The following is a 20789-nucleotide window of genomic DNA, read 5'->3' as shown; positions in this document are numbered from 1 at the left end:
ATGCGCAGCAGCCAGGTCGGCCGATGAGCACGGCGACCGTCGTCGGCGGCGGACCTGCGGGCCTCGTCGCGGCCGAGGTGCTGGCGCGCGAGGGCGTCGCGGTGATCGTGTACGACCGGATGCCGTCGCCCGCGCGCAAGTTCCTGCTGGCGGGCCACGGCGGGCTGAACATCACGCACTCCGAGGACCGCGAGCCGTTCCTGGGCCGGTACGGCGGGTCCGCGGACCGGCTCGCGCCCATCGTCGACGCGTTCTCGCCGCAGGACCTGCGTGAGTGGTGCGCCGGGCTCGGGGAGCCGACGTTCGTCGGGTCGAGCGGGCGGGTGTTCCCGCGGTCGTTCCGGGCGACGCCGCTGGTCCGCGCCTGGCTCACCCGGCTGACCGAGCTGGGCGTGGTGGTCGAGCGTCGTCAGCGCTGGACGGGGTGGACCGAGCACGGCCTGCAGGTCACGGGTCCCGACGAGGCGACGCGGGAGGTCCGGGGCGACGTGACCGTGTTCGCGCTCGGTGGGGCGTCGTGGCCGCGGCTCGGTGCGGACGGGTCGTGGGTCGACCTGTTCGCCCGTCGCGGCGTGCTGGTCGCGCCGCTGCGCCCCGCGAACGTCGGGGTACGGGTCGGCTGGGCGGCGACGTTCGCGGACCGGTTCCAGGGCACGCCTCTGAAGCACGTCGCGCTGACCGTCGGCGGGCACACGGCCCGCGGTGACGCGATGGTGACCCGGACCGGGCTCGAGGGTGGGCCGGTGTACGCGATCGGAGCCGCTATTCGGGAGGCCCTGGACGCGGACGGGTTGTGCACGGTCGAGGTCGACCTACGACCGGCCCTGACCCTGGAGCAGCTCACCGAGAGGCTGCGTCGTCGTCGACCCAAGGACTCGGCGTCGAACTGGTTGCGCCGGGCGATCGCGCTGGACCCTGTCGGCATCTCCCTCCTCCGCGAGGCGAACGGCTCCGTGCCCACCGACCCGGCGGCTCTCGCCGCACTGGTGAAGGCGGTCCCCGTCGTCGTGACCGACACCATGCCGATCGGGAAGGCGATCTCGACGGCGGGCGGGATCGCGTGGTCAGAGGTGGACGAGTCGCTCATGCTGCGCCGGCTGCCCGGGACCTTCGTCGCGGGCGAGATGCTCGACTGGGAGGCGCCGACGGGCGGCTACCTGCTGCAGGCGTCGTTCAGCACAGGCGTCGTGGCCGCACGCGGAGCGCTGGCGGGGCTCGGGTCGTGATAGCGCGCCGACGGCGTGCCGTGCGGAGGCCCTGTCGTATGCGGCTTGTTACGTTCGGGGGATGGCCGAGACCAGGAGCACGAAGAGCGGGTTCAGCGCCGAGGAACGCGCCGCGATGAAGGCTGCCGCTGCCGAGCGGAAGGCCTCGCAGAAGCAGCAGGACCTCGACGAGGCCCTTGCGGAGGTGATCGCGAAGCTTCCCGACGACGAGCGGGCGATGGCGGAGGCGATCGACGCGATCGTCCGCGAGCACGCCCCGGGCCTCACCTCGAAGACGTACTACGGCATGCCGGGCTGGGCGCTCGACGGCAAGGTCTGCCTCTTCATGTCGCCGGCGAGCAAGTTCAAGGTGCGCTACAGCACGATCGGCTTCGAGCAGGTCGCGAACCTGGACGACGGCGACATGTGGCCGACGTCGTTCGCGATCCGCAGGATCGGGCGAGCCGAGTCCGAGACGATCACCGCCCTCGTGAAGAAGGCTGTCTCCTAGCCGCAGTCGTCGCAGATGCCCGTCGCCGGCAGCGTCATCAGGCACGTCGGGCAGATGGCGGCCGGAGCCTCCCGGGCGGCGGTGGAGCGGGTGGTCGTGGTGCGGGCGGCCGGCGTGCGCGTGCGCGTGGCCTTGACCGGCACCGGCCGCGGGGCGGAGGCCGGCACGGTGACCTCGAAGCCTCGTTTGCGCAGGATCATCACGGCGTCCTGCATCCCGCCGTGGAACTCCTCGGCGGTGGCGAGACGCCCCGTGGCGAACCGGTGCGCGACGCCCAGGACGGCCCGCGAGTCGTAGCTGTGGCCCTCGTGGACCAGCGCGTAGCCGAGCACCGGCTCGAAGCCGTACAGGTCGAGGAACTCCTCGCTGCCACGCTCGTCGTACTCGGCGATCGCCTGGAGGACGTTGTGTCTCGTCACGGAGGAGAAGGTGGCCACGAGCATCGAGCCTACGTCGAGCAAGCCGTGTGCCGTCACCCGTTCGAGCAGCCGACCGGGGGCAGCCGACGTACGTCGCCCCGAGGATCGGCGCCGGCCGACCGTTCCCGCCGCGGCACCGGGCAGCGTGACGTCGGCACGGTTGCTCGGACCGGGCTCGGTGACCGAGGAGCTACGACCGCCGGTCGTCACGCCGCTCGGCGCGCCGACGGTGGCGTCTCACCACGCCGAGCCCGAACCAGACCAGCGCCCCGAAGACGGCGACGACGATGGTGTACAGCCAGAGCGGCCAGGTGAACGTGATCCACAGGAACTGGAATCGCACGTCCTGGGTGTTCTGGAGGACGAAGGTCACGAGGACCGCAGCACCGACCAGGATCGCGATGAGACCACCGCTGCGGCGACCGCCGTCCGAGGCGGGTTGCTGCTGAGTCATCGGTGTCTCCGTCTTCTGCGTTCGGGACAGCTCTGTGCGGTTCCACCTCGGGGGCCACTGTGAAGCCTAGGGGTGTCGGGGCCCGCGTGACCCGTTCCGACGTCAGAGCCGCTTCTCGACGAGGATCACATCGCGCCACTGACCGGCGAGCGGTCCGTAGGTCATCCGGCCGAGTCGTTCGCGGGTGCCGACCACCCGGAACCCGGCGGCCGCGTGAACCGCGAGGCTCGACCGGTTCTCCGGGAAGATCCCCGACTGCACCGTCCAGAAGCCGCGACTCTCGGCGTTGGCCGCCAGGGCCTGCAGGAGAGCGCGACCGACACCCCGGCCCTGGGCCGACGGGTCCACGTAGACGGAGTGCTCGACGACTCCGGAGTACGCGCACCGGTCGGAGACGGCAGCGGCCGCGGCCCACCCGACGACCCGCCGGTGCTCGTCGAGAGCGACGAGTCGGTGGTCGGGGAGCTTGCCGGCGTCGAACGCCTCCCAGGTCGGGGGCTCGGCCTCGAACGTGGCGTGACCGGTGGCGATGCCGGCGGCGTAGATGCGCTCGACGTCCGGCCAGTGGTCGGCGGTGAGCGCGGTGATCGTGAAGGTGGACGACTCCTGCTCGGTCATGCGAGGGCTCCGGCCGTCAGGTGGGTGCCGAGCTGGTGGGTGATGGCGTCGAGGGCGCCAGGGATGAGCGAGTAGTAGGCCCAGACGCCTCGCTTCTCCCGAGCGAGCAGGCCGGTGTCGACGAGGTACTTGAGATGGTGCGAGACGGTCGGCTGCGAGAGTCCCACGGGCTCGATGAGGTCACAGACGCACGCCTCGCCGCCGTCGTGCGCCGCGATGAGGGACAGCAGCCGCAGCCGGGCCGGGTCGGCGAGGGCCTTCAGCTTCTGCGCGAGCTCACCTGCGTCCTGCTCGGTGATCGCGGCACGGGCGAGCGGGGTGCAGCACGCTGCGTCGTCGGGCGTCGAGATCACAGGGAGCAGGTCCAGGGGCACCGCTCCAGTGTCGCGCATGCATCGATCGCTGTCGATATTGACACATGTCGATGTCTCCGCCAGGTTAGACATCGACAAGTGTCGATACGTATGGAGATCGAGATGGACGAGGTGCGTGAGCAGGTCCGGCAGCGGTACGCGCTGGCGGCGGTACTGGGCGGCGACGCCGGTTGTTGCAGTGCGGGCGGGTGCGCTCCGGAGTCCATCGCGGTCGACGAGCGGTTCGGCGCCGGGCTCTACAGCGCGCAGGACGCGGTCAGCATCCCGGCCGAAGCGCTCGCGGCGTCGTTGGGCTGCGGGAACCCGATCGCCGTGGCCGAGCTGAACGCCGGCGAGCGGGTGCTCGACCTGGGCTCGGGTGGCGGCATCGACGTCCTCCTCTCGGCCCGGCGCGTCGGGCCGGACGGGTTCGCCTACGGCGTCGACATGACGGACGAGATGCTCGACCTGGCACGTGCGAACGCGACCAAGGCGGGCGCGACGAACGTCGAGTTCCTCAAGGGCACCATCGAGGACCTGCCGCTGGGCGACGCAGTGGTCGACGTCGTCATCTCGAACTGCGTCGTCAACCTGTCCACCGACAAGTCGGCGGTGCTGTCCGAGGCGTTCCGGGTGCTGGTTCCCGGTGGTCGGGTGGGGATCTCGGACGTCGTCGCCGAGGACCGCCTGACGCCCGACCAGCGCGCCGAGCGCGGCTCGTACGTCGGGTGCATCGCTGGCGCCTTGTCCCGTACCGAGTACCTGGACGGCCTGGTCCGCGCCGGCTTCACCGACGCGGAGGTCACCTTCACCCACGAGGTCGCCGACGGGATGCACGGCGCCGTCGTCCGCGCACGCAAGCCGCTCCCGCAGCCTCGGGGGACCTGACCTGATCTCGCGTGTCGAGGCGGGAAGCCCCGTCGTCGTCAGAGCCGCGCGGGCGCTACACCGAGCTCGTCGAGCAGCACGAGGATCCGCCGCTGGATCTCGTCGCGGATCGGTCGGACGGACTCGATGCCCTGGCCCGCCGGGTCCTCGAGCACCCAGTCCTCGTACCGCTTGCCGGGGAAGTAGGGGCACGCGTCACCGCAGCCCATCGTGATCACCACGTCGGAGGCCTGGACCGCTTCGGTGGTCAGCACCTTGGGCTGCTCGGCTCGGATGTCGATGCCGACCTCGGCCATCGCCTCGACCGCCACGACGTTGACCCTGTCCGCGGGCATCGAGCCCGCGGACAGGACGTCGACGGCGCCGCCGGACAGTGCGGCGAGGAAGCCGGCGGCCATCTGGGACCGACCGGCGTTGTGGACGCAGACGAACAGGACGCTGGGCTTGTCGGTGGTGGTGCTCACGGGTCTCCTTGGGTTACGCGTCGGCGAGGCGGGGGGCGAGGACGTCGACCCGGCGGGCGATCTCCTCGAAGGCGGCGTCGAAGGCTGCGTCGTCCGCTGCCGGGACGGGGTCGGGCACGGACCAGTGCAGGTCCGCGACGTCGCCGATCTCCTCGTGCGCGTGGTCGCACACGGTCACGACGAGGTCCCCGTCGCGACGCACGTCGCTGAACAGGCGGGGCCTCGCGTCGAGCAGCGGCACGTCGTGGCGTTGGGCGACGGCCACAGCGCCGGGTGCGACCGAGACGGCGGGATGAGTGCCCGCGGACGCCGTGGCGACAGGGCTGGTCCGGCGCCACAGGGCCGCGGCCAGGTGGGATCGCGCGGAGTTCGCCGTGCAGACGAACAGGACCCGCCGGGGCCGAGGCATCGTCCACCCGGCCGGGACGATCGCGGCGTCGGGGGTCAGGTGCAGGTAGGTGCGACGCCGGTCGCCCTCGGAGCGGCGGCGGGAGACCAGACCGTGCTCGACCAGGACGCCGACGTGGTGGGCGATCAGGTTGGAGGCCATGCCGAGCTCGGCCGACAGCTCGGACGGCGAGTGGTCGCCGAGCGACAGCAGCTCGACGACGGCCAGCCGCCCGGGGTCGGACAGCACCGCGTGCGTCGCCGCCCGACGCGCGATCTCGGCATGCCACTCAGTGTTCATTGAGACAATTTTGACTGAGTGACCGTGGACGGGTCAAGATGCCGACGTCCCGAGCCTGGCCCCTCTCCGAAGGAAGGTTCCGCATGACCACCTTCCTGTTCGTCTGCGTCCACAACGCCGGCCGGTCCCAGCTCGCCGCCGGCCTCGCCGCAGCGCGCGCCGGTTCCGACGTCACCGTCCTGTCCGCCGGTACCGAGCCGGACACCGCCGTCAGCGCGACGGTGCTCGCCTCGCTCGCCGAGATCGGGATCGACCGCAGCCGCGAGGTTCCCCGGCTCCTGACCGCTGGTCTCGCCGCACGGGCCGACGTCCTCGTCGCCCTCAAGCCGGGCCTCGACCTGCCCGCCCACCACCGCGTCGAGCTCTGGCCCCTGCCCGACCCGGCCGCCTGGGACGTCGACGGCATCCGCCCGCTCCGGGATCACCTCGACACCCTCGTCGCAGACCTGCTCGGCGAGACGTCCTCGTCGCACGTGGCTCCGTGCCGCGGCCGATCCGGGAACTCTGTCCCTCGTCAGGCAGCCCACCGGCGGCAGGACGCCAGCCCGGGCGACCAGTGTGCGGACACGACGAAGGGCCCGTGACCTGCATCTTCTGCAGTTCACGGGCCCTTCGACCGGCGGAGGATGGGGGATTCGAACCCCCGAGGGCTTTCACCCAACACGCTTTCCAAGCGTGCGCCATAGGCCACTAGGCGAATCCTCCCGGCCGACTGAGGATAGCGGAGGTCGGCGAGCGATCCGAATCCCGCCTCCTGACGGCCGCCGCCACGGCGGGATCGGCGTGCGTCGTACGGCGACAGGAACCGCCGGCGACGGCCGTGCAGGGATGTCGCGCCGTCCCTCGCGGTCCTAGGCTCGTGGGGTTTCCGGGCCTCGCCACCCCGTGAGGCCTCCGACGACATGCGAGGAGCGAGGCCATGGCGCACGGCGACATCACGCACATCGACATCCCGGCAGACGACCTCCAGCGGGCGACGAGGTTCTACTCGGAGCTGTTCGGCTGGGACATCAAGGAGTCGCCCGGCTACGAGGGCTACCCGATGTGGAGCGCCCCGAACGGCATCAGCGGCGGTGGGCTCGGGCTGCGCGAGGGCAACCTGCTGGTGCCCCGCAGCTACGTCGAGGTGGACTCGATCGACGACACGCTCCGGCGGGCGCAGGAGCTCGGTGGCCGCACGGTTCAGGAGAAGACGCAGATCTCCCCGACGAGCTGGTGGGCGTCGTTCGAGGACTCCGAGGGCAACCAGCTCGGCCTGTACGAGGGCACGACTGCCTGACCTCGGCTCGTCCGTCGGGTCCGACGTCGGTCCGGGCGCCTGCTCGGACGTCTGCTCGGGCGCCTGCTCGGACGTCTGCTCAGACGTCCCACGAGTACCAGAGCAGGTGCGCGCGCTCGTGGTCGATGTAGAGGTCGATGGTCAACGGTGCGGCGGACCCGTCGAACCGGGTGCCGACGCCGGAGCAGCTCATGACGAACTCCTCGGCCCCCGCAGCGGGGACCCGGATACCGTCGCGGCCGTCCCGGACGACGGCGGTGCGCGTGACCGACTCGAGCGGCTCGAGGCCCTTCTCGCCGCGGGCGAGCGTGATCACCTCGTCGGCCACCTCGTCGCAGGTCATCTTGGCGACCGGTGCCAGCATGGCGCGCTCGTGCTGCTCCCGGTACACCGGGACCGCGGCCGCCACGAGCATGCCGAGGACGACGACGGCCGCGGTCGCCCCGGTCGCGGCCAGGACCGTGGCGCGACGACGCGCCGGGCGCTGCACCGTGGGCGCGACCGGCGCATCTGGGGCCTGACGGTCGGTCCAGAATCGGCCGTCGAACCAGCGGACCGTCGACGGGTCCTTGGGGTCCGGGTACCAGCCGGCTGCGGCGTCATTCATGGTGCGTCCCGGGTCACTTGTCCCAGGCGTAGGCGACGAGCTTCTCCGGCGTCGAGTCGATGTAGAGGTTGGCCGTGACCGGCGCCGTGGTCCCGTCCGGCTTCGCGCCCGTGCCCGTGCAGCTCATGACGAAGGCGGGGTCCTCGCCCTCGGCCGGCGCCCGGACGGAGCTGCGGTTGTCCTGGGCCAGCGACACCCCCGTCATGGAGACGAGCGGACCGGCGTCCTGCGCCTTGCCGGCGGCCGAGATCTGGACGGCGTAGTCCGCCACCTGCTCGCAGGTCACCGCGTCGAGGCCGAGGCCGGCGGCCTCCGCCTTCGCGCGCTGGTTGAGGAACACCGGGATGGCGATCGCCGACAGGATCCCGACCAGCATCATCGCGCCCAGGGTGATGGCCAGGACGATCAGCACGGTCTTGCCGGTGCTCTTCTTGGCCGGAACGTCCCACTGCTGCGGGCCGCCCTGCCAACCGCCCGTCGGCTGCGGCATACCGGGCGCGGACGTGGGCGGTGGGTAGCCGGCGGGCTGGCCGAACGGCGACGGTGGCGGCCCGAAGGAGGCCGGGGGCTGCCCGAACGGTGCGGGGGACTGCCCGAACGGTGCCGAGGGCTGCCCGAACGCCGGGGACGGTTGCCCGAACGGCGCCTGGGCGGCGTACGGAGCCGCCTCCTGAGCCGGCGGCGCGTACTCGGAGCCGTACTGGTGGGGCGCCGGCGTCTGGGGAGCGAACGTTCCGGCGGCAGGCGCGAGCTGCTGCGGTGGGCTCGGCAGCGCGTACCCCTGGCCGAGGTGGGGATCAGCCTGTCCGAACGGCGGCTGTGCCGACGGCTGGCCGTACGGCGGCTGCGGTGCTTGTGCGCCGTAGGGCTGCTGCGGTGCTTGTGCGCCGAAGGGCTGCTGAGGTGCTTGTGTGCCGTAGGGCTGCTGCGCTGCCGGTGCACCGTAGGGCGGCTGCGGAACCGGCGGGCCGTACTGCGGTTCGGGCACGACGGGCGACTCGTCGACGGGCGGCTGAACCGGCTCGGAAGTCGGCTCGTCGACCACGTCGTACTCGTCGTACTCGTCGTCCTCGTCAGGCTCGAGCAGCGGGATGACGAGGGGCACGGACGCACGCGGCGTCGGCACGGACCCGGCGCGAGCGGGCCGCGTCGCCACAGCGGCGCGCGGTCGAGCCGCACCCGTGTCGGCAGCCGCCGGTGCAGAGGGCGCAGACGGCGCAGTCGTCGCAGTCGTCGCAGACGGCGCAGACGGCGCGGACGGCGCAGGCGGCGGAAGCGGCGCGGATCCGGGTTCGGGCGCGGGCTGGCTGTTCGCCGTCCACGTCTGGCCGTCGAACCATCGCACGCGTGTCTGGTCCGCGGGATCGCGGTACCAGCCCTGAGGAGTGGTGTTCATCGTATTTTGGGCATCGGCACCTGGGTGCCGCGGCTGAAGTGTGATCTTGTTGTCATCGCGACGGCTCGTCGGCGGACGCAGGGTCAGCGTCGGCGTCGGACTCCTGAGAGCCTTGTCGGAACGCTCGTCACTGGCTGAACCGCGCCACCTGCCGGATCTTGTTCGTCGCGTCCAGCGCCGCCACCTTGTACGCCTCCGAGAGCGTGGGGTAGTTCAGGACCGTGTCGACGAGGTAGTCCACCGTCCCGCCGCAGGCCATGATCGCCTGGCCGATGTGGACCAGGTCGGTCGCCGACGTCCCGAAGATGTGCACGCCCAGCAGCTCGCGGGTCTCGGTGTGCACGAGCAGCTTGAGCATCCCGTAGGAGTCGCCGACGATCTGGCCGCGCGCCAGCTCGCGGTAGCGCGCGATGCCGACCTCGTAGGGCACGGCGGCCGTCGTCAGCTCGTCCTCCGTCCGGCCGCAGTAGGAGATCTCCGGGATCGTGTAGATGCCGATGGGCTGCACCGACTGCAGCTCCCGGGCCGGTTCCCCGAACGCGTGGTACGCCGCGAGGCGGCCCTGGTTCATGCTCGTCGCCGCCAGGGCGGGGAAACCGATGACGTCGCCCACCGCGAAGATGTTGGGGACGACCGTGCGGTACTGGTCGTCGACCTTGATGCGTCCGCGCGAGTCGGCGGACAGGCCTGCCTTCTCCAGCTCCAGGGAGTCCGTCTGCCCCTGCCGGCCGGCGGAGTACATGACGGCGTCGGCCGCGATCGCCTTGCCCGAGGCCAGGCGTGTCACCGTCCCGTGCGTGTTGCTCTCGACGCCGGACACCTGCTCGCCGAACCGGAACGACACCGAGAGGTCGCGCAGGTGGAACTTCAGCGACTCCGTGACCTCGGGATCGCACATCTCGAGCATCGCGGGCCGCTGGTCGATGACGGTCACGCGTGAGCCCAGCGCAGCGAAGATCGACGCGTACTCGATGCCGATGATCCCGGCACCGACGACGACGATCGAGGCCGGCACCTTCTCGAGCGAGAGCACGCCGTCGGAGTCCAGGACCCGGCTCTCGTCGAACTGCACGGACTCGGGCCGGTGCGGCTTCGAGCCGGTCGAGATGACGACGAACTTGGCGGTGACCAGCGACGGATGGGACGCGCCGTCCTCGGCGACCGCGAGCGTGTGGGCGTCGACGAACGAGCCTGTGCCGTTGAGGATGTCGACGTGGTTGCGCAGCAGCTGGGCGCGGATGACCTCGATCTCGCGGCCGATCACGTGGTGCGTGCGCGCGAACAGGTCGTCCATGGTGATGTCGGACTTCACGCGGTAGCTGGCGCCGTACATCTCGCGCTGCGACATGCCGGTCAGGTACAGGACCGCCTCGCGCAGCGTCTTGCTGGGGATCGTCCCGGTGTTGACCGACACGCCGCCCATCATGTGCCGTCGTTCGATGACCGCGACCCGGTAGCCGAGCTTCGCCGCCGCGATCGCCGCCTTCTGACCGCCCGGCCCGGAGCCGACGACGACCAGGTCGTAGTCGAAGGGACCTTCGTCGGGATCAGGCACGTCCGGCACGTCCTCAGCGCTCATACACGCAGTCTGCCCACAATCGTGTCCACGCGTGAGTCCTGCGAATCACCGGCACGTGAACAGAGCGACCGGTCAGGCGTCGACGATCAGCACCTCGACGCCCGCTGCGACGATGCGCGCCAGCTCGTCGGGGTCGGCCGAGGTGTCGGTGACGAGGACGTGCACCTGGGACAGGTCAGCCATCTTGGCCAGCGTGACCCGCCCCACCTTCGATCCGTCGGTGACCACGACGACCCGCTGCGCGTGACACACCATGGCGTTGTTGGTCCTGGCCTCGGTCTCGTCGTGCGTCGTCGCGCCGCCGGCGGCGCTGATCCCGTCCGTCCCGAGGATCGCCGTGCTGACGTTGATCGCGTTGAAGGTGTTCTCGGCGATCACGCCGACGGCCTCGAAGGAGTTCGAGCGCACGACCCCGCCGGTCATGATCACCTTGAGGTTGGGGCGCGACGCGATCTCCATCGCCGTGGTCAGCGCGTTCGTCACGATGGCGAGGTCCGGGCGGCTGGCCAGCACCTTGGCGACCTCCGCGGTCGTGGTGCCGCCACTGATCGCCACGCTGTACGGGCCGTGCGGTATCAGCTCCGCCGCCCGCCGCGCGATCCGTCGTTTGGCCTCGCGGAACTGCGAGTCCCGCAGCCGGACGGGCACCTCGGCGCGCGGGGCGCTGGCGAGCGCACGCGCGCCGCCGTGGGTGCGCACCAGAAGGCTCTGGTCCTCCAGGTCGGCCAGGTCGCGACGGATGGTCGCCGGGGAGACGCCCAGAGAACGCGTGAGGTCCGCGAGGGTGACCTGATGGCCTCCGTCGAGCATGGCGAGGACGGCGAGCATCCGGTCGGACCGCTTGCGCGACGTCGCGCGGGGCACGTCGTGAGGGTCGGGCATCCGCGTGGTCCTCCGTGTCCGCTCAGCCAGAATGATCACTTTGAGTGATCGCCCCATGGATTCTTGCACGGATCGCTCAGCCCGACGATCATCCAGGCATGGCCAAGATCGCTTTCGTCGGCGCCGGGAGCGTCGTCTTCACCCGCCAGCTCGTCGCCGACCTGCTGCGGTACCAGGACCTGGAGCTCGAGCTCGCGCTGCACGACATCTCGGCGGACCGTCTCGCCGTCGCAGAGGGCACGGCGCGCCGTCTGGTGGAGCAGCTGGGGTACCCCGCTTCGATCACCGCGACGCTCGACCGCCGCGCGGCACTCGACGGTGCCTCGTTCGTCGTCAACATGGTCCAGGTCGGGGGCATCGACGCCACGATCACCGACCTGTCGATCCCCGCGCGGTACGGCCTGCGGCAGACGATCGGCGACACCACGGGCGTCGGCGGGGTGTTCCGCGCGCTGCGGACGTTCCCGGTGCTCACCGGCATCCTCGAGGACATGCGGGCCGTGTGCCCCGATGCCCTTCTGCTCAACTACACCAACCCGATGGCGATGAACGTCTGGTGGGCGTCCGTGGTGGCGCCCGACATCCGCACGTTCGGCCTGTGCCACTCGGTGTACTGGACCGCGCACGACCTGGCCGCGCTGCTGGGCCTCGAGGTGGACCAGACGCGGTACCGCGCGGCCGGGGTCAACCACCAGGCGTGGCTGCGCGAGTGGACGCTGGACGGCGAGGACCTCTACCCGCGCCTGCAGGCACGCATCGCGGCCGACCCCGAGCTCGAGCGGCGGGTGCGCGTCGAGATCTTCCGCCGCATCGGGTTCTACCCGACCGAGACGAGCGAGCACTCCGCCGAGTACCTGTCCTGGTTCCTGCGGTCCGACGAACAGGTCGAGCGGTTCCGTATCGAGCCGCTGCAGTACATCGGGATCAGCCGCGAGAACGTCGCCCAGTTCGAGCAGGCCAAGAAGCTGCTCGACGCGGGGGAGCCGCTGCCGCTGGAGGGCGGCGCGTCCGAGTACGCGCCCCAGGTGATCCACTCGATGCTCACCGGCACGCCGCGCGAGATCCACGTGAACGTCCCGAACCACGGGCTGATCGACAACCTCCCGCACGGCGCGGCCGTCGAGGTGCCGGCGCTGGTCGACTCCTCGGGCGTGACACCCATCCCGATGGGCGCCCTGCCGGTGCAGTGTGCCGCCCTCAACCGGACCTACCTGTCGGTCGCCGAGCTGACGGTCGAGGCGGCGCGCACCTCGGATCCGCGTCTGGTGCGCCAGGCGGTGCTCGTGGACAGCAACGCGAGCTCGACGCTCACCCCGGAGCAGATCTGGGAGCTGTGCGACGAGCTGGTCCTCGCGCACGGCGAGCTGCTGCCCGAGCCGCTGCGCGCCCTGCTGCCCCCGGGCACGTCGTGACCGCCGCCCGCACGCGTGACCTCGTCGACGACGCCGTCCGCAGGGGCACCGCCGTCCTGTGCTTCAACGTCATCACGCTCGAGCACGCCGAGGGCATCGTCGCGGGGCTCGAGCGGTCCGGGTCGCCCGGGCTGCTGCAGGTCAGCGAGAACGCCGTCCGGTACCGCTCCGGCCGCGCCGGGCCGCTGCTCGCGGCGTGCCACGAGCTCGCGGAGTCGGCGACGGTCCCGGTCGGGCTCCATCTCGACCACCTCCAGGACTCGGGTCTGCTGGCCGACGGCGTCGCGTCCGCTGCGCAGTACGGCGTCTCGTCGCTCATGGTGGACGCCGCGCACCTGGGCTACCAGCAGAACGTGGCGACCACCGCGGCGGTGGCCCGGTCGGCGCACGCGGCCCTCCTGTGGGTCGAGGCGGAGCTCGGCGAGGTGGGCGGCAAGGACGGTGCCCATGCCCCCGGGGTCCGCACCGACCCGGGGCAGGCGGTCGCGTTCGTCGCCGCGACCGGGGTCGACGGACTGGCGGTCGCGGTGGGCTCGTCGCACGCGATGACCAGCGCGACGGCACGCCTGGACCTGGACCTGATCGCGCGCCTCGCGGCCGTGGTCCCCGTCCCGCTCGTGCTGCACGGCTCCTCGGGGGTGCCGCCGTCGGTGCTGCAGGACGCCGTCCGGGCGGGCATCCGCAAGATCAACGTCGGCACCGCGCTGAACGCCGCCCTGACCGCGCAGGTCCGGCTCGCGCTGGCCGCCGACGATCGGCTGACCGACCCGCGCCGCTACCTCGCCCCCGCGCGGGAGGCCGTCGCCGACGTCGTGGCGGCGAGCTGCGCGACGATCCACGCGGCCTGACCGAGAGCGTGTTCAGAGCGCCAGGATGCGCTCCGCGTTGCCGGCGTAGACGGCCGCGAGCGCGGCCGCGGACAGGTGCAGGCCCGACACCGTCCAGCGACCCTGCGGGGGCACTGCCTCGCCGGGCGCGTAGTCGAACGCCTCGTCGGCGGACTCCAGGAACCGGAAGTGCGTGGTCAGGGCGTCGTCGTCGAGCGGGAACGCGTCGGTCCCGAACAGCACGCGGTCCGGGAACTGCTCGACGAGCCTGCGGGTCCGGCGCGGTTGCCGACCCAGCTCGGCCATGCGTCCTGCGATGTCGATGTGCCAGTTCGGGGCCGCCCGCAGCAGGCGTTCGACCCGGTCGAGGTCCTCCGCGACGCAACCGGCATGCGCGCCGATGTACGTGGTCCCCGGTGTCGCGAGCACCAGCGTCTCGAGGGCGTCCAGGAGCCGGTCGAACGTCGGGTGCACCGCTCGGTCGCCGAACCACCAGTCGGGGTTCGCCCGCAGCTCGTCGATGCGCTCGTTGTGGGCGTCGACGGGATCGAAGAACGCGACCGGATCGGCCACGTGGATCAGCACCGGGAGCCCGAGCGTGCCGGCGAGCGCGAGCGTGCGCACGACGCGCTCGTCGTCGGGCAGGACGAGGGCGCCCGAGGCGTCGCGGACGTCGAGCCCCAGGTTCTTCCAGACCTTCAGACCGCGCGCACCACGACGGGCGCTGTCCCGCAGCTGCTCCGCAAGGAGCGCCTCGCCGTCCGGACGGGCGAGCAGCGACCAGTCCAGCTGGCAGAAGGTGACGAACCGCGCCGGGAACGCGCGGTCGTAGCGCGACAGGTTGGCGTCCAGCTCGTCGCCGTGCATCCCGTCGAGGTTCACCACGGTCGCCACGTTGCGCCGGTCCATGAGTGCGAGAAGCGCGTCGACGTCGGGTGCGGTCCAGCCCGGTGGCGTGAGCCAGCGGCCGAGGTGGTTGTGCACGTCGACGCACGGGACGGCGCTGCGCTCGACGTCCGTGCGGACCGCGGCGAGCCTGCTGCGCGGGTGCCAGTCCGCCAGGGGAAGGTGGGCGGCGGCTGTCCAGTCGGCCATGCGGTGGTCCTCTCTGCGCTCACTCAGAGTGAGCGTTTGCCGCAGTTTCATTGCGGATCGATCACTCCGCTACGCAGTATTGCGCACACGGCGTCGCGGTCAAGCCCGGCTCCGGAGACGAGAGGGCAGCACAGTGAGCAGCAGCATCACGGCGCGAGAGATCGCCAGCCAGCCGTCCGTGTGGGCTCGGGCCCTGCAGGAGGCGGCGACCGCCGGAGCGATCTTCGGCCGGCCCGGCGAGAGCGTCCTCGTCCTCGGCTGCGGCACCAGCGCATTCGTCGCGGAGTCGATCGCGGTCCTGCGCGAGCAGGCAGGTCTGGGCCTCACCGATGCGGCGTACGCCTCGGAGTGGCGGCCGGGCCGACGCTACGACCGGGTGCTGGCGATCAGCCGTTCGGGCACCACGAGCGAGGTCCTCGCGGCGCTCGAGCTCGTCGAGCAAGGTACGCGGACGGCAGCCATCGTCGGCGTCTCGGACAGCCCCGTGGCGCAGCGCGTCGACGAGTTCCTGCTGCTCGACTACGCCGACGAGCACTCGGTCGTCCAGACGCGTTTCCCCACGACCGTTCTGGTGATCGCCCGGGAGACGTTCGGCGACGACACGTCCGACCTCGTCGACGCCGCGGCCCGTGCCCTCGCCGCGCCGCTGCCCGTGCCCGTCGACGGCATCGACCACGTCGTCTGCCTCGGCACGGGCTGGACCCACGGGCTCGCCCAGGAGGCGGCACTCAAGGTCCGCGAGGCCGCGCAGGCCTGGTCGGAGTCCTACCCCGTCCTCGACTTCCGCCACGGGCCGATCGCCGTCGCCCACCCGGGGTCGCTCGTGACCGTCTTCGGCGCCGCCGACCCCACACTGGTCGCCGACATCGAGGCCACCGGCGCCGCCGTGCTCACCAGCGACGAGGACCCGCTGATCCAGCTGCTGCAGGCTCAGCGGTTCGCCGTCGCGCTGGCAGAGAGCCGCGGGCTCAACCCCGACACCCCGCGCCACCTGACCCGCTCCGTCGTCCTGTCCTGACACGCCGCCCGCTGAACAGAGGAGAACGAGTTGTCCACCCAGCGCTCGCCCCGTACGCGACTCGCCGCACTCGCCGCGGCCACGGCCGCCGTCTCCCTGACCCTGGCCGCATGCTCGGGCGGCTCGCCGCAGGGCGCCGCGACCTTCGACCCCTCCGCCAAGACGACGATCACCTGGTGGACGGGCCAGGCCGACCAGGCCGAGACGATCCTGGAAGGGCTGGCCAAGGACTTCGAGAAGCTGCACCCGAACGTCACCGTCGACATCTCGTCGGGCGCCCCCTCGACCGACGAGCTCCTCCAGAAGCTCTCCGCGGGCTTCGCCGGCAAGACCTACCCGGACGTCTCGTACGCCTACGGCTCCTGGGCCAGCGAGCTGCAGGCCTCGAAGCGCACCCTCGACATCACGGACCAGGTCAGGGACGCGGACGTGGGCTGGGACGAGTTCCCCGCGTCCGCGCGCCAGACGGCACAGCCGGGCGGCACGACGACGATCGGTTTCCCTGCCGTCGTCGACAACCTCACGCTCATCTACAACAAGACGGTGTTCGACGACGCGGGCCTCGACTACCCGACGGACCAGTGGACGTGGGACGACTTCCGGACGGCGGCGAAGAAGCTCACCGACCCGAGCACCAACACCTACGGCTACGGGTACTCGGTGTCGGGGTCGGAGGAGACGACGTGGCAGTTCTGGCCGCACCTGTGGCAGAACGGCGGCGAGATCCTCTCGGCGGACCAGAAGACGGCCACGTTCGACTCCGACGAGGGCGTGCAGGCGCTGACGTTCCTGCGCGACATGGCGGTCGACGACAAGAGCGTCTACCTCGACCAGACGGACACCAAGGCGGCCCAGCTGTTCGCGAGCGACCGCATCGGCATGATCACCTCCGGTCCGTGGACGCTCTACGACCTGCAGACGGCCAAGACCTCCTACGGCGTCGTACCGCTGCCCGGCACCGACGGGAACCATGAGAGCGTCTCCGGCCCGGACCTGTGGGTGCTGTTCGACCACAAGGACGCCAACCGGGCGCACTGGTCGTACGAGCTGACCAAGTGGCTGACGTCCTCGGAGCAGGACATCACGTGGAACGTCGGGTACGGGAACCTGCCGCTGCGACCCTCCGAGGCGCAGTCTCCCGAGTTCCTCGCGCAGGTCCAGGCGCTCCCGGGCCTTGACGTGATGGCCGCCAACATGGCGAACTCCAAGCACGCGCGACCCACAGTCAAGGGGTACGTCAAGCTCTCCGAGGCGATCGGGTCCGCGATCTCGCAGGTGATGCAGGGACAGGGCGATCCGGCGGACGCCCTGAAGACGGCGGCGGCGACGGCGACGCAGGGGCTCGGAGGGTGACGATGGCGAGCACGGCGGCACCGGTCAGGCGGAAACCTGTGACCCGGCGTGGGGCGCTCATCCCGCGGGCGAACGGCCCGCATCCCAGCACGGTCGGCGCGGCGACGCGCCGGCCCGGCCGCCGCAAGGAGCGGCGTCGGCAGGCGCTGCAGGGCTGGGGTTTCGTGGCGCCCGCGATGCTGATCGTCCTCGGGCTGTCGATCTTCCCGGCGGTCTGGGCGTTCCTGCTGTCGCTGCAGAGCTGGGACGGGTTCTCGACGCCCACCCAGGTCGGCCTGGCCAACTACCGCCAGATGGTCACGGACGCAGCACTTCACGACGCGGTCGGCCACACCCTGCTGTACACCGCGCTCTTCGTCCCCGCGTCGGTGTTCCTCGGTCTCGGGCTCGCGTTGCTCCTCAACCGCACGCTCAGGTTCATGGGTGTGTACCGCACCGCGATCTTCGTGCCGTTCGTCGCGTCGGCGGCCGCGACGGGCATCCTCACCACGTACCTGTTCAACCCGCAGTTCGGGCTGGCCAACACCGTCCTGCGTGCGCTGCACCTGCCGCAGCAGGGCTGGCTCGAGGACCCGTCGCAGGCGATGGTGGTCATCACCCTCATGTCCCTGTGGGGGCAGGCCGCCTTCACCACGGTCATCTACCTGGCGGCCCTCCAGGACATCCCCGGCGAGCTCCTCGAGGCGGCGCGCATCGACGGCGCGAACCGCTGGCAGTCGTTCTGGCACGTCACGTTCCCCCAGCTCGCCCCCGTGACCGTCTTCATCACCGTGTGGCAGACGATCGAGGCGATCCAGCTGTTCGACCTCGTCTACACGACCACACGCGGCGGGCCGCTCGACGCGACCCAGACGATCGTCTACTACCTGTGGCAGACGGCGTTCAAGAACCTCGAGTTCGGGTACGCGTCGGCCGTCGCGTACGGGCTGTTCGCCGTCACGCTGGTCATCACCGGCGGCGTCGTCCTGTACTCGCGCCGGACGAAGGTCGAGGCGTTCTGATGGCGGTGCAGATGCTCTCGCGGACGCCGGTGCCGGACGCCTCGATCGTCGTCCCACGACGCAGGCGGAGCCGTCGGCACTGGTGGTGGCACCTCGTCCTGGCCCCCGTGGCGCTGCTGTTCGCGCTGCCGTTCCTCCAGATGTTCCTCACGGCGCTCACGCCTGCGTCCGAGATCAACAAGTTCCCGCCGCGGCTCATCCCGTCGTCGTTGACGCTCGACGGCTTCGGCAAGCTGTTCGCCCAGTCCGACATCCTGCGCTGGCTGCTCAACACCGTCATCGTCTCCGCGGTCGGCGTGACGGCGCACCTCGTGCTCTGCTCGCTCGCCGGCTACGGGTTCGCGCGGCTGAAGTTCCCCGGACGCACCTTCGGGTTCCTGGCCATCGTCGCGACGATCATGATCCCGACCCAGCTGCTCATGGTCCCGACGTACGTGATGTTCGCCCGGGTCGGGCTCATCGACACCCTGGGCGCGGCGATCGTGCCGTGGCTGGCGTCTGCGTTCGGCATCTTCCTCATGCGCCAGTTCTTCCTGTCGCTGCCTGCGGAGCTCGAGGAGGCCGCGGTGCTCGACGGCTGCTCGCGGCTGGCGGTCTTCTGGCGCATCGTGCTGCCGCTGGCCAAGCCCGCGCTGGCCACCCTGGCGATCTTCACGCTGCTCGGCTCCTGGAACGACCTGGTCTGGCCGCTCATCGCGATCAACGACCCGGCGAGCTTCACGGTGCAGCTCGGAATCACCAACTTCCAAGGCGACCGACGCACGGACTGGTCGCTGCTCATGGCGGGGAACGTCGTGGCCACGCTGCCGCTGATCGTGTTCTTCATGATCGCCCAGAAGCAGTTCATCGCCACGATGACCTTCTCGGGTCTCAAGGGATGAGCGCGCGGACGGTTCTGGTCGCCGGCGACGCGAACGTCGACCTGGTGCTCCGCGGCGACGTGGTGCCGCGGTTCGGGCAGGCCGAGCAGCTCGCCGACTCGGGCGACCTCGCGCTCGGCGGCAGCGCGTCGATCGCCGCGTGCGGTCTGGCCCGCCTGGGCGTCCCGACGTCGCTGGTGGCGCGCGTCGGGGACGACGCACTCGGCCGGTTCCAGCTCGACGCGCTGCGCGCTGCGGGCGTCGAGACGTCGGGCGTCGAGGTCGACCCGATCACGCCGACCGGCCTGTCCGTCATCCTCTCGACCGCCGACGACCGTGCCATCCTCACCGTGCCGGGCACGATCCCGACCCTGCGAGCCGGTGCGGTCCGGACCGCGCTGACAGCGACCGGGGCGCGGCACCTGCACCTCGCGTCGTACTTCCTGCAGCCGGCCCTGGCCGACGACCTGCCTGCGCTGCTCGCCGAGGTGCGTGCCGCCGGCGTCACCGTCAGCCTCGACACCAACTGGGACCCGGCGCAGAAGTGGGAGGGCGTGCTCGACCTCCTGCCACTCGTCGACGTCCTGCTGCCCAACCTCGCCGAGCTGCGCGCGATCGGCGCGGTGGCGGGCGCGGCCGGGCCGGATCTCGTCGTCGCGCGCCGGCTCGCCGCTCTCGGTCCGCGGATCGTCGTCAAGGCCGGCGCCGACGGTGGCTGGTCGGTCGGCTCCGACGACGCTCCGGTGCATGCCCACGGGCTCGTCGTGGAGGTCGTCGACACCACCGGTGCCGGTGACAGCTTCGACGCCGGCTACCTCGCGGCGCTCGCGCACGGCGTCGACGACGAGGGGGAGAGACTGCGGTGGGCCGCGACCGCGGGGTCGCTGTCGACCCTGGGCTCGGGCGGAACCGGTCGGCAGGCGACGCTCGAGGACCTGCGCCCGCGATGATCACGGCGGTCGCCATCAGCCCGTCCCTCGACGTCACGTACGAGGTCGCGGAGCTCGCCGGCATCCACCGACCCTCGGCCGTCCACCGCGTTGCCGGTGGCAAGGCGCTGAACGCCGCGCGGGCGGCGGCCTTGCTCGGGCCGTCCGTCGCGGCGGTGGCCGTGCTCGGGGGCGGCATCGGCGCGGTCGTCGCGGATGCGGCACGGGCGGACGGTCTGGACCTGCGGGTGGTCGACGGCGTCGAGCTCACGCGAACCTGCACGAGCATCCACTCCCGTTCGACGGGCGCCCTGACCGAGATCTACGAGCGCGCGACGCCGGTCTCGCGGACGGTCTTCGACGAGCTCCTGGGCGTCCTCGCCGAGCGGCTCGCCGTCCGACCCGGATGGTGCTTGGTCAGTGGCGGCTTCCCCCGGTCCTTGGGCGACGGCGCCCTGTGCGAGCTCGTCGGCGTCGCGACCCGCGCGGGAGTGCGCGTCGCGGTCGACAGCCACGGCCCGGCCCTCGGTGCGCTCCTCTCGGGCGGGCACGCTCCCGACCTGCTCAAGGTCAACCGGCTCGAGGCGTGCGCAGTCCTCGGTCTGTCCGACACGACACCGCTGGCCGACGTCGTCGCCGCCCTGCACGGCCGTGCGGGTGGGCTCGTCGTCGTGACCGACGGGGTCGCGGGCATGCGCGCCACCGACGGTGCGGCCACACGCGACGCCGTGCTCCCCGGCGTCGTGGGGCAGTTCCCGGTCGGAAGCGGCGACTCGGTGCTGGGGGCGTTCGTGCACGCCCTCGACGACGGCAGCGACTGGGAGGCCGCGCTGCGCCTTGCGGTGGCCGCCGGGTGTGCCAACGCACTCGTGCCGGGCGCGGCGCGATTCGATCCCGCCACCGTCCGCGCCCTGGCCAGGGACGTCGTCATCCGGTCGGTGGCGTGATGGG

At 71.5% G+C, this 20789-nt stretch carries 24 protein-coding genes, 1 tRNA gene and 1 pseudogene; 13 read left to right on the top strand and 13 right to left on the bottom strand.

What is annotated here, in order from left to right:
* Positions 1-23: 23 nt before the first annotated feature.
* On the top strand, positions 24-1226 hold the full coding sequence (locus tag I847_RS0110935; protein ID WP_028049723.1) for a TIGR03862 family flavoprotein: 1203 nt from the start codon (positions 24-26) through the stop codon (positions 1224-1226).
* 61 nt (positions 1227-1287) lie between these two features.
* Positions 1288-1716 (top strand): DUF1801 domain-containing protein, encoded by a 429-nt coding sequence (locus tag I847_RS0110930; protein ID WP_028049722.1) that lies wholly within the window; start codon positions 1288-1290, stop codon positions 1714-1716.
* On the opposite strand, the gene I847_RS0110925 is transcribed toward I847_RS0110930, so the two are convergent.
* The 4 genes from I847_RS0110925 to I847_RS0110910 form a co-directional block, all read right to left on the bottom strand.
* Entirely contained in the window at positions 1713-2135 is a 423-nt protein-coding gene (locus tag I847_RS0110925) for a hypothetical protein (RefSeq protein WP_231384177.1), read from the bottom strand. The genes I847_RS0110930 and I847_RS0110925 overlap by 4 nt on opposite strands.
* Positions 2136-2325: 190 nt before the next feature.
* Positions 2326-2589 carry a lipopolysaccharide assembly protein LapA domain-containing protein gene (locus I847_RS23245; RefSeq protein WP_034609963.1) on the bottom strand — a complete coding sequence of 88 codons (264 nt, stop codon included), beginning with the start codon at positions 2587-2589 and terminating at the stop codon, positions 2326-2328.
* A 102-nt stretch (positions 2590-2691) separates the two neighbouring features.
* Positions 2692-3207, bottom strand: coding sequence for a GNAT family N-acetyltransferase (locus I847_RS0110915; protein WP_034609962.1), 516 nt, complete (start codon positions 3205-3207; stop codon positions 2692-2694).
* Positions 3204-3599: a metalloregulator ArsR/SmtB family transcription factor gene (locus tag I847_RS0110910; RefSeq protein ID WP_081680788.1), complete on the bottom strand. Its 396-nt coding sequence runs from the start codon at positions 3597-3599 to the stop codon at positions 3204-3206. The genes I847_RS0110915 and I847_RS0110910 overlap by 4 nt, the downstream gene beginning before the upstream one ends.
* A gap of 84 nt (positions 3600-3683) precedes the next feature.
* Between I847_RS0110910 and arsM the strand changes: the two genes are divergently transcribed.
* Positions 3684-4448 (top strand): arsenite methyltransferase, encoded by a 765-nt coding sequence (gene arsM, locus I847_RS0110905; protein WP_034610016.1) that lies wholly within the window; start codon positions 3684-3686, stop codon positions 4446-4448.
* Between the two features lie 38 nt (positions 4449-4486).
* Here arsM and I847_RS0110900 read toward each other — a convergent pair whose 3' ends face one another.
* Positions 4487-4912: an arsenate reductase ArsC gene (locus I847_RS0110900; protein WP_028049717.1), complete on the bottom strand. Its 426-nt coding sequence runs from the start codon at positions 4910-4912 to the stop codon at positions 4487-4489.
* Positions 4913-4925: 13 nt separating this feature from the next.
* Positions 4926-5600 (bottom strand): MarR family transcriptional regulator, encoded by a 675-nt coding sequence (locus I847_RS0110895; RefSeq protein WP_028049716.1) that lies wholly within the window; start codon positions 5598-5600, stop codon positions 4926-4928.
* A gap of 83 nt (positions 5601-5683) precedes the next feature.
* Between I847_RS0110895 and I847_RS23240 the strand changes: the two genes are divergently transcribed.
* Positions 5684-6184, top strand: a complete 501-nt coding sequence (locus I847_RS23240) for a low molecular weight phosphatase family protein (RefSeq protein WP_155856120.1) — start codon at positions 5684-5686, stop codon at positions 6182-6184.
* Positions 6185-6220: 36 nt separating this feature from the next.
* Here I847_RS23240 and I847_RS0110885 read toward each other — a convergent pair.
* Positions 6221-6305 (bottom strand) — tRNA-Ser (locus I847_RS0110885).
* Positions 6306-6519: 214 nt separating this feature from the next.
* Between I847_RS0110885 and I847_RS0110880 the strand changes: the two genes are divergently transcribed.
* A complete protein-coding gene (locus tag I847_RS0110880) occupies positions 6520-6879 on the top strand; it encodes a VOC family protein (protein WP_028049715.1) in 360 nt (119 codons plus the stop codon).
* A gap of 79 nt (positions 6880-6958) precedes the next feature.
* Here I847_RS0110880 and I847_RS26735 read toward each other — a convergent pair whose 3' ends face one another.
* From I847_RS26735 to I847_RS0110855, 5 genes and pseudogenes are all read right to left on the bottom strand, one after another.
* Positions 6959-7486 carry a DUF2510 domain-containing protein gene (locus I847_RS26735; RefSeq protein WP_028049714.1) on the bottom strand — a complete coding sequence of 176 codons (528 nt, stop codon included), beginning with the start codon at positions 7484-7486 and terminating at the stop codon, positions 6959-6961.
* Between the two features lie 13 nt (positions 7487-7499).
* Positions 7500-8591: a hypothetical protein gene (locus I847_RS0110870; protein ID WP_231384175.1), complete on the bottom strand. Its 1092-nt coding sequence runs from the start codon at positions 8589-8591 to the stop codon at positions 7500-7502.
* 192 nt (positions 8592-8783) lie between these two features.
* Positions 8784-8882 (bottom strand): annotated as a pseudogene (locus tag I847_RS27690) (DUF2510 domain-containing protein); the annotation flags it as partial.
* Positions 8883-9009: 127 nt separating this feature from the next.
* On the bottom strand, positions 9010-10461 hold the full coding sequence (gene sthA, locus I847_RS0110860) for a Si-specific NAD(P)(+) transhydrogenase (protein ID WP_051274801.1): 1452 nt from the start codon (positions 10459-10461) through the stop codon (positions 9010-9012).
* Between the two features lie 72 nt (positions 10462-10533).
* Positions 10534-11343: a DeoR/GlpR family DNA-binding transcription regulator gene (locus I847_RS0110855; protein ID WP_028049710.1), complete on the bottom strand. Its 810-nt coding sequence runs from the start codon at positions 11341-11343 to the stop codon at positions 10534-10536.
* A gap of 98 nt (positions 11344-11441) precedes the next feature.
* Between I847_RS0110855 and I847_RS0110850 the strand changes: the two genes are divergently transcribed.
* Positions 11442-12755, top strand: coding sequence for an alpha-glucosidase/alpha-galactosidase (locus I847_RS0110850; protein ID WP_028049709.1), 1314 nt, complete (start codon positions 11442-11444; stop codon positions 12753-12755).
* Positions 12752-13603, top strand: coding sequence for a class II fructose-bisphosphate aldolase (locus tag I847_RS0110845; protein WP_028049708.1), 852 nt, complete (start codon positions 12752-12754; stop codon positions 13601-13603). Before I847_RS0110850 ends, I847_RS0110845 begins: the two co-directional genes overlap by 4 nt.
* Before the next feature lie 12 nt (positions 13604-13615).
* Here the strand turns inward: I847_RS0110845 and I847_RS0110840 are convergent, their stop codons facing one another.
* Complete coding sequence (locus tag I847_RS0110840) at positions 13616-14677, bottom strand: amidohydrolase family protein (protein WP_028049707.1); 1062 nt, start codon at positions 14675-14677, stop codon at positions 13616-13618.
* 133 nt (positions 14678-14810) lie between these two features.
* On the opposite strand from I847_RS0110840, the gene I847_RS0110835 reads away from it, so the two are divergent.
* From I847_RS0110835 to I847_RS0110810, 6 genes are read left to right on the top strand one after another with little or no spacing between them, the layout of a single operon-like run.
* Positions 14811-15695, top strand: coding sequence for an SIS domain-containing protein (locus tag I847_RS0110835; RefSeq protein ID WP_028049706.1), 885 nt, complete (start codon positions 14811-14813; stop codon positions 15693-15695).
* 30 nt (positions 15696-15725) lie between these two features.
* Positions 15726-17048, top strand: a complete 1323-nt coding sequence (locus tag I847_RS0110830; protein ID WP_028049705.1) for an ABC transporter substrate-binding protein — start codon at positions 15726-15728, stop codon at positions 17046-17048.
* 38 nt (positions 17049-17086) lie between these two features.
* Entirely contained in the window at positions 17087-18049 is a 963-nt protein-coding gene (locus tag I847_RS23230; protein WP_231384173.1) for a carbohydrate ABC transporter permease, read from the top strand.
* Positions 18049-18930, top strand: coding sequence for a carbohydrate ABC transporter permease (locus I847_RS0110820; protein WP_081680779.1), 882 nt, complete (start codon positions 18049-18051; stop codon positions 18928-18930). The genes I847_RS23230 and I847_RS0110820 overlap by 1 nt, the downstream gene beginning before the upstream one ends.
* Positions 18927-19859 (top strand): carbohydrate kinase family protein, encoded by a 933-nt coding sequence (locus tag I847_RS0110815; protein ID WP_028049703.1) that lies wholly within the window; start codon positions 18927-18929, stop codon positions 19857-19859. Before I847_RS0110820 ends, I847_RS0110815 begins: the two co-directional genes overlap by 4 nt.
* Positions 19856-20785, top strand: a complete 930-nt coding sequence (locus I847_RS0110810) for a 1-phosphofructokinase family hexose kinase (protein WP_155856119.1) — start codon at positions 19856-19858, stop codon at positions 20783-20785. Before I847_RS0110815 ends, I847_RS0110810 begins: the two co-directional genes overlap by 4 nt.
* The last annotated feature ends 4 nt before the right edge of the window (positions 20786-20789 follow it).

The sequence above is a fragment of the Cellulomonas sp. URHD0024 genome, from assembly GCF_000426185.1.
Classification (GTDB): domain Bacteria; phylum Actinomycetota; class Actinomycetes; order Actinomycetales; family Cellulomonadaceae; genus Cellulomonas.
This window is presented reverse-complemented; position numbering and strand designations above follow the sequence as displayed.

What these genes read in the sequence shown, in the direction of transcription:
- I847_RS0110820 (WP_081680779.1), top strand. Translation starts at nt 18,049, where the DNA reads ATGGCGGTGCAGATGCTCTCGCGGACGCCGGTGCCGGACGCCTCGATC.
- I847_RS26735 (WP_028049714.1), bottom strand. Translation starts at nt 7,486, where the DNA reads ATGAATGACGCCGCAGCCGGCTGGTACCCGGACCCCAAGGACCCGTCG.
- I847_RS23245 (WP_034609963.1), bottom strand. Translation starts at nt 2,589, where the DNA reads ATGACTCAGCAGCAACCCGCCTCGGACGGCGGTCGCCGCAGCGGTGGT.
- I847_RS23240 (WP_155856120.1), top strand. Translation starts at nt 5,684, where the DNA reads ATGACCACCTTCCTGTTCGTCTGCGTCCACAACGCCGGCCGGTCCCAG.
- I847_RS0110810 (WP_155856119.1), top strand. Translation starts at nt 19,856, where the DNA reads ATGATCACGGCGGTCGCCATCAGCCCGTCCCTCGACGTCACGTACGAG.
- I847_RS0110930 (WP_028049722.1), top strand. Translation starts at nt 1,288, where the DNA reads ATGGCCGAGACCAGGAGCACGAAGAGCGGGTTCAGCGCCGAGGAACGC.
- I847_RS0110935 (WP_028049723.1), top strand. Translation starts at nt 24, where the DNA reads ATGAGCACGGCGACCGTCGTCGGCGGCGGACCTGCGGGCCTCGTCGCG.
- arsM (WP_034610016.1), top strand. Translation starts at nt 3,684, where the DNA reads ATGGACGAGGTGCGTGAGCAGGTCCGGCAGCGGTACGCGCTGGCGGCG.
- I847_RS0110840 (WP_028049707.1), bottom strand. Translation starts at nt 14,677, where the DNA reads ATGGCCGACTGGACAGCCGCCGCCCACCTTCCCCTGGCGGACTGGCAC.
- I847_RS0110855 (WP_028049710.1), bottom strand. Translation starts at nt 11,343, where the DNA reads ATGCCCGACCCTCACGACGTGCCCCGCGCGACGTCGCGCAAGCGGTCC.
- I847_RS0110895 (WP_028049716.1), bottom strand. Translation starts at nt 5,600, where the DNA reads ATGAACACTGAGTGGCATGCCGAGATCGCGCGTCGGGCGGCGACGCAC.
- I847_RS0110880 (WP_028049715.1), top strand. Translation starts at nt 6,520, where the DNA reads ATGGCGCACGGCGACATCACGCACATCGACATCCCGGCAGACGACCTC.
- I847_RS0110815 (WP_028049703.1), top strand. Translation starts at nt 18,927, where the DNA reads ATGAGCGCGCGGACGGTTCTGGTCGCCGGCGACGCGAACGTCGACCTG.
- sthA (WP_051274801.1), bottom strand. Translation starts at nt 10,461, where the DNA reads ATGAGCGCTGAGGACGTGCCGGACGTGCCTGATCCCGACGAAGGTCCC.
- I847_RS0110915 (WP_034609962.1), bottom strand. Translation starts at nt 3,207, where the DNA reads ATGACCGAGCAGGAGTCGTCCACCTTCACGATCACCGCGCTCACCGCC.
- I847_RS0110910 (WP_081680788.1), bottom strand. Translation starts at nt 3,599, where the DNA reads ATGCGCGACACTGGAGCGGTGCCCCTGGACCTGCTCCCTGTGATCTCG.
- I847_RS0110850 (WP_028049709.1), top strand. Translation starts at nt 11,442, where the DNA reads ATGGCCAAGATCGCTTTCGTCGGCGCCGGGAGCGTCGTCTTCACCCGC.